This is a genomic window from Nonomuraea sp. NPDC059007, assembly GCF_042740555.1.
In the GTDB taxonomy this organism is placed as follows: Bacteria; Actinomycetota; Actinomycetes; order Streptosporangiales; family Streptosporangiaceae; genus Nonomuraea.
In genome coordinates this window covers 1-6531 of sequence record NZ_JBHYJD010000108.1, presented here as the reverse complement: position 1 = coordinate 6531, position 6531 = coordinate 1, and the positions used below count along the sequence as shown (strand labels likewise).

Genomic DNA, 6531 nt, shown 5'->3' with positions numbered 1-6531 from the left:
GCTGTAGACGTGATCGAGCAGCGCCGCGTCCAGCGCGGGGACCGCGCCGAACGTCTCGCCCGCCTGCCTCCCGGCCTGTACGGCCAGCCGCGCGTTGTGCCCGATCGCGGTGTCCTCCGGCAGGACGGCCAGCGCCGCCTCGATCGCTTCCGAGACCGGCGCGCCACCGACCGCGGCCCCGATCGCCGCCGCGACCGCCTGGGCGCCGAGAACGCCGTCACCGGCGTTGGTCACCCGCGCGTCCTCGGCCGGGTCGAGCCCGGCCGCGCCGAAGGCCACCGCCCTGATCGCGGCGGCGTCGTCGAAGAAGTGCGGGTTGTCGTGGCCGCTGGCGGGCGGTTCGACGCCCTTGGCCAGGTTGTCCAGCGCGCTCGCCACCGAGATCCGGGCCCGGACGTCCTCCCGGCCGGCCAGCTCGCGAAACGCCTCGGCCCGCGGGCGGCGCAGCGTGAGAACGGTCCACGCCAGCCATTCGGCGTCGTCCGACGGGCCGAGCGCCAGCGGCGCGGTCGGCTGGTTCAGCGCGAACGGCACCGGCAGCGTCGTGATCCGGTGCTCCTCGGCGAAGAGGTCGAGCTCCCGGTGCAGCCGCCTGCTCCACGGCGCGTGCAGCGCCGACCTGTGGCGCGCGGCGGGCCACCCGGCGGCGTCTCCCACGGCGAGCCCGATGAAGGCTCCCCTGATCCTGTCCCCCGACATCGATGTTCAGCGTCCTTTCGCCAGGTCGTCGGCGACGTCCAGCACGTGTCTGCCCTTGACGACGGGCAGGCATTTCCCGGTGGCGGGGCCGATGCGCTCGGCCCAGCGCCTGGGTACACCCGCCTCGCCCTGGAAGGCACCGGCCATGGCTCCGGCGATGGCGCCGATCGTGTCGGCGTCCCTGCCCAGGCCGACGCCGAAGGTCACCGAGGCCTCGACGTCGCCCTCGCCGGCCAGGAACGCGGCCAGCGCCAGGGCGACGGCCTCCGGGGCGACGTCGGTCCAGGGGTAGTGCCGGACCACGACGGCCTCGTGCAACCGGCGACCGAGATCGCCGGGAATGCCGTCACCTGCCGTGCCTTGGCCTGCCGTACCGGAGATGTCGCCCAGGACGTCGCGGACCCGCACGATCGCGCGAGCCGTCCACGAGTCGGCGGGGATCACCGCGAGCGCGGCGTCCGCGACCTCCCGCGGCCGCGCGCCCGCCATCGCCGCGGCCACCGCGCCGGCGACCGCGCGGCCGCCGAGTATGCCCTCGCCGTCGCCGCTCACCAGCCCGTCCTGCTCGACCAGCCGCGCCGCCTCGGCGGGATCTCCCGGGCAGAAGATCCCGTACGGCGCCGCCCGCATGGCCAGCCCGTCCGACCAGCCGTGCGCGTGCACGCGGCCGGTCAGCGGCGGCTCAAGACCGCGCCGCAGCGCCTGCACCGTTCCCAGCTCGGAGAACCCGGCCCCGCGCATCGGCCCGGTCACCAGCGGGATGATCTCGGAGCGGTAGGCGGCGGCCACGTCGGCCGGGGTGAGCGCGTGCCCGTGGCGCAGCAGCAGGGAGGCGGCGAAGATGGCGTACTCGGTGTCGTCGGTGCCGCCGCCCTCGATCTCCGTGAGCCGGCCCCACCGGGCGATGATCTGCTCGGGGGTCATGTTCTCCGCAGGGGCCCCGAGGGCGTCGCCGGCCGCGAGGCCGAGCAGACACCCGCGGGCCCTGTCGCGATGGTTCACTTCTGGTACCGCTCCAGCACCGAGTTGCCGTCGGTGACCAGCTTGTTCGCCGCCTCGTCGAGGCTGATCTTGTTGGCGAAGTACTGCTGGAGCACCGGCGTGGCCACCTTGCTCTTCCACTCGTCGAAGCCCTTCACCTTGAGGAAGGGCGCCACCACGAGGCTCTTGCCGGACGCGGTCGCCACGTCCCAGCCGTTCTCCTTCGTGGTCATGGACGGGTCGGCGGCGGCCGCCTGCGAGGTGGGCAGCAGCCAGTCGCCCTTGGCGAGCTTGGCCTGGTTCTTGCCGTTGAGGAAGAACGAGATGAACTTCAGCGCCGCGTCCGGGTTCTTGCTGTCCTGGGCGACCGAGAGCGTCTGGGAGACGGCGCCCTGCTCGGTCGTGGTGCCCTTCGGGCCGGGCAGCGTCACCCACTCGAAGCCTTCCGGCGCCTGCTCGACGACCTGCTGACGCAGGTAGACGCCGACCGGCAGCAGCGCGAACTTGCCCTTGTAGAAGGCGGGCAGCGGGTCGGCGGTGCCCTGACCGAGCGCCGCCGGGTCGGCCGACTTGTCCTTCCAGAGCTGGTCGTGGATGCGCTGGAGCACCTCGCGCTCCTCGGGGCCGACCTTGACGGTGGTCTTGCCGTCGGCTCCGGTCTCGAAGAACTTGCCGCCGAAGTTGAGCGCCAGGTTCAGCGTCTTGTTGACCGGGGACTTCATCGGCCAGGCGACGCCGAAGTTGCCGTCCTTGGTCATCTTCTTGGCCGCCTCGGAGAACTCCTCCCACGTCCACGGGCTGTCCGCGGTGGGGATGCGCACCTTGGCCTCGTCGAGAAGCTTCTTGTTGGCGATGATGACCTGCGACTCCTGCAGGAACGGCACGCCGTACACGCCCTGGTTGCCCTTGCCGTCGTCGAACGTCGTGGTGTCCCACGAGGCCTGCGGGATGTCGCTCTTCAGCTCGGCCGGGATCTTGTCCTTGAGGTCGAGCAGGTAGCCGTCAGCGGCGAAGCCCGACAGCGCCGGGGAGTCGTTGTGGATGACGTCGGGGGCGGTGCCGCCGGCGAACTGGGTCACGAGCTGGTCGTTGACGTTGTCCCAGCTACCCTGGACGTAGGTGACCTGGATGGTGGGGTTGGCCTTGTTCCACTCCTCGACGAGTTCCTTGTTCGCCGCGAGCGACTCCTTCTGCCAGGCGAGGCTGAGGAAGTTCAGCTTGACCGGCTCGCCGGGCTTGGCCGCCTCGCCCTTGTCACCACTGCCACCACTGCCGCCGCTGCCGCAGCCGGCCGCGGCCACAACGACGAGCGCCGCTGCCGCCAGAGCGGACTTGATTCGCATATGAGCCTCCTAGCCCTTGACGGCGCCGGCCATCAGGCCGGACCTCAATCGCCGCTGAATGATTGCGAAGAAGATCAGGCTCGGGATCGTCGCCATGAGCGACGCCGCGGCCAGCGGGCCGAGCCTGGCCACCCCCTCCGGGCCGGTGAAGCGCACCAGCGTCAGCGGGAGGGTCATCACGTCGGGGTCCTGAAGGATCACGAGCGCGAACAGAAACTCGTTCCATGAGGAGATGAACGAGAAGAGCAAGGTCGCCACCACACCGGGGGCGAGCAGCGGGGCGACGACGCTGACCAGCGCGCGCAGGCGGCCGGCGCCGTCCACGGACGCGGCCTCCTCCAGCTCCGGCGGCACCGCCCGCACGTATCCCTGGAGCATCCACAACGCGAACGGCAGCGTGAACGTCACGTGCACGACCACCAGGCCGGGCAGCGTGTTCACCAGCTCCAGCTCACGCAGCACCATGAACAACGGGATGATGATCAGGATGAACGGGAAGACCTGGCTGACCAGCACCCACCCGATCGCCACCCGGTTGACCAGGCTGCGGTAGCGGGCCATGGCGTACGCCGCGGGCAGCGAGATCAGCACGGTGATGAAGCTGCTGAATACCGCCACGACCAGGCTGCGCAGGGCGGCGCCGGTCAGGTCCTGCTCGCCGAAGGCGTCGGAGAAGTTGGTCAGCGTCGGCTCGCGCGGGATCCACGTCGGGTCAAGCTGGGCCATCTCCTGCGGCGTCTTCAGCGCCGTCGACAGCAGCCAGACCAGCGGGAAGGCAAGGAAGACGATGTAGGCGAGCAGGGCCGCGTAGCTCGGCAGGCGCTTCACTTGGCCTCCTTCATCTGACGCCACAGGTACAGGCCGAGCACCGCGAGCACGACGATCGCGAACGCGACGCCGAGCATGGAGGCGTAGCCGAAGAAGCGGTAGCGGAACGCCTCCTCGTAGGCGAACAGCATCGGCAGCCTTGTCTGACCGCCCGGTCCACCGGCGGTGAGCACGTAGACCAGGCCGAACTGGTTGATGTTCCACACGAAGTCGAGCGAGGTGATGGCCACGATGACCGGGCGCAGCTGCGGCAGCGTGATGTTCCAGAAGCGCCGCCAGCGGCCCGCGCCGTCGACCTCGACCGCCTCGTACAGTTCCTTCGGCACGCTCTGCAGGCCCGCCAGCAGCACCACCGTCGTCTGCGGCATGCCCGTCCAGACGCCGACCACGATGATCGCGGGCAGCGCGAGCGAGAAGTCGGCCAGCCAGTTGACGTCGGTGCCGAGCATGCTGTTGAGGATTCCGGCGTCGGGGTGGTAGACGAGCTTCCACATGAGGCCGATGACCACCGGCGGCATCGCCCACGGCACCACGGCCAGCACCCGGGCCACGCCCCTGAACCTGAGGTTCTGGTTGAGCAGCAGCGCCAGGCCGAGCGCGGCCAGGAACTGCAGCACCGTCACCGACACCGACCAGATCAGGCCGATCTTGAACGAGGACCAGAAGTCGGCGTCGCCGAACAGTTCGTAAACGTTTTCCAGGCCGGTAAAGCTGATGTCCCGGTTTCTGGTCGCGCGGGCGTCGGTGAAGGCGAGGCCCACGCCGTACAGCAGCGGTCCCACGCTGAACAGCAGGACCGGCACCAGCGCCGGCAACATCAGCACCCACATCTCGCGGTTGCGGCGCGAGCCGCCACCGCCGCGCCGCGAGCGCGGTTTGGGTGGCGCCGGTCTGGTCGCGGTCGCCGTCATCCGGCGCCTCCCTCCTGTGCCGAGCTCTTGTCGCCGGGAGCCGCCCCCGCCAGGGCTCCCGGTGGGTGGGTCGTGAGGTCGTACGGCAGCGCGGGCTCCTCACCCGAGGTCGAGGCGCGCACCACGAGGCGCGGCGGCACCGTCACCAGGCGCGGCTCGCGGTCGCCGCGCTGCAGCCGGTCGAGCAGCAGGTCGACGGCGGCCTTGCCGCGTTCGGCCGAGCCCAGCGAGACGCTGGTCAGCGACGGGTAGGAGGCGGCGGCCAGTTCGGTGTCGTCCATGCCGACCACGGCCACGTCCTCGGGCACCCGCCGCCCCGCGGCGCGCAGCACGTCGAGCGCGCCGAGCGCGATGAGGTCGTTGGCGCACATGAGCGCGTCGAGGTCGGGCCGCCGGGCCAGCAGGGCGGCCACCGCCCGCGCGCCGTCCGCCCGGTAGAAGTCGCCGATCTCGACCAGCCCTTCGTCGCACGGCAGGCCGAGCTCCTCCAGCGCCTCGGCGTAGGCCGCCCCGCGGGACGCGCCGGGCACGGTGTCGAGCGGGCCGTTGACCAGCGCGATCCGGCGGCGGCCGAGCGCGTGCAGGTGGTCGAGCGCGAGCCGGACGCCGGTGCGCGAGTCGGCGCGTACGTTGTCGACCCGGGTGCCGTCCGGAACCGAGCCGATGATCACGACGGGGGCGCGGGCGGCCTTGAGCGTCTCCAGGTGCGCTTCCGTGACGCGCAGGGGGCTCATGATGAGGCCGTCGACGTAGCGCTCGCCGAGGCTGTGCAGCACGTCGATCTCGTCGGCGGCGATGGCGTCGGTGGAGTGGAGTACGAGCCGGTAGCCGGCCGCCTTGAGCACGGGCTGGATCTGGCGGACCATGGCCAGGTAGACCGGGTTGCCGATGTCGGCCATGGCGAAGGCGACCTGGTTGGTGCGCCGGGACTTGAGGCTGCGGGCCACGGCGTTGCGCACGTACCCGAGTTCCTCGGCGGCGGCCAGGACCTTGCGGATGGTTTCCTGGCGGGTCGGCAGGCCGTTCAGGACCCGCGAGACGGAGGCGATCGAGACGCCCGCACGCTCGGCGATCGTGTTGATCGTGGGTCCGTCGGCCAAGGCTTTCCTTCCATGGGGTAAACGGTGGCAGAAAGCCATCTGTAAACGTTTACTGAGTTGGCCACATGAAACCCGTATGTAACCTTGAGGTCAAGTCACGATAGAATAACACCAGGTCGGCCACTATTTGGCCCTTTGTCACCCCACCAGTAACCCAACCCAACTTTCCGTAACCCACCCCCGCCTCCCCCTCCCCAGCACCACCCGGCCACCGCCGTGACCACCCGGAAGGCCGTGGCGCGGAGTGTCGCCAGGCGGCGGCGCTTTGGTGGCAGGGCGCCGTGCGCGTTACGCCGGCAATGACCGCGCCACTTCTCGCCGCACCGGCGCCCAAAAGCGTGGTTGGGCAGGCGGGGGTTGGTGGGCTGGGCGCCGTCCGCGTTGCGCCGGCTACGACCGCGCGGGTTCTCGCCGCACCGGCGCCCAAAAGCGTGGGTAGACGGCCGGGGATCGATGGGCTGGGCGCCGTGCGCGTTACGCCGGCTACGACCGCGCCGCTTCTCGCCGCACCGGCGCTCAAAGCGTGGGTAGACGGCCGGGGGTTGGTGGGCTGGGCGCCGTGGGGCCCCCCCCCCCGGGCCCGCGGCGGGGGGCCGCCGGCGGCCCCGCCCCGCCCGGGGCGGCCCCGCCCCCCCCCCCCCCCCCCCCCCCAAACAAAAAAACAAAAGA

The 6531-nt window shown here is 71.1% G+C and carries 6 protein-coding genes; all 6 read right to left on the bottom strand.

Annotated features, from left to right (window positions below; all coding sequences use genetic code 11):
* Positions 1-699: ADP-ribosylglycohydrolase family protein (locus ACFWY5_RS57730; RefSeq protein WP_379640361.1), on the bottom strand; the 699-nt coding region annotated here is incomplete at its 3' end.
* A gap of 6 nt (positions 700-705) precedes the next feature.
* Positions 706-1701, bottom strand: coding sequence for an ADP-ribosylglycohydrolase family protein (locus tag ACFWY5_RS57725; RefSeq protein ID WP_379640360.1), 996 nt, complete (start codon positions 1699-1701; stop codon positions 706-708).
* Positions 1698-3023 (bottom strand): ABC transporter substrate-binding protein, encoded by a 1326-nt coding sequence (locus ACFWY5_RS57720; RefSeq protein WP_379640359.1) that lies wholly within the window; start codon positions 3021-3023, stop codon positions 1698-1700. The genes ACFWY5_RS57725 and ACFWY5_RS57720 overlap by 4 nt, the downstream gene beginning before the upstream one ends.
* A 9-nt stretch (positions 3024-3032) precedes the next feature.
* Positions 3033-3851: a carbohydrate ABC transporter permease gene (locus ACFWY5_RS57715; protein ID WP_379617157.1), complete on the bottom strand. Its 819-nt coding sequence runs from the start codon at positions 3849-3851 to the stop codon at positions 3033-3035.
* Positions 3848-4762 (bottom strand): carbohydrate ABC transporter permease, encoded by a 915-nt coding sequence (locus ACFWY5_RS57710; RefSeq protein WP_379617155.1) that lies wholly within the window; start codon positions 4760-4762, stop codon positions 3848-3850. Before ACFWY5_RS57710 ends, ACFWY5_RS57715 begins: the two co-directional genes overlap by 4 nt.
* Positions 4759-5862: a LacI family DNA-binding transcriptional regulator gene (locus ACFWY5_RS57705; RefSeq protein ID WP_379640358.1), complete on the bottom strand. Its 1104-nt coding sequence runs from the start codon at positions 5860-5862 to the stop codon at positions 4759-4761. The genes ACFWY5_RS57710 and ACFWY5_RS57705 overlap by 4 nt, the downstream gene beginning before the upstream one ends.
* Positions 5863-6531: the final 669 nt, after the last annotated feature.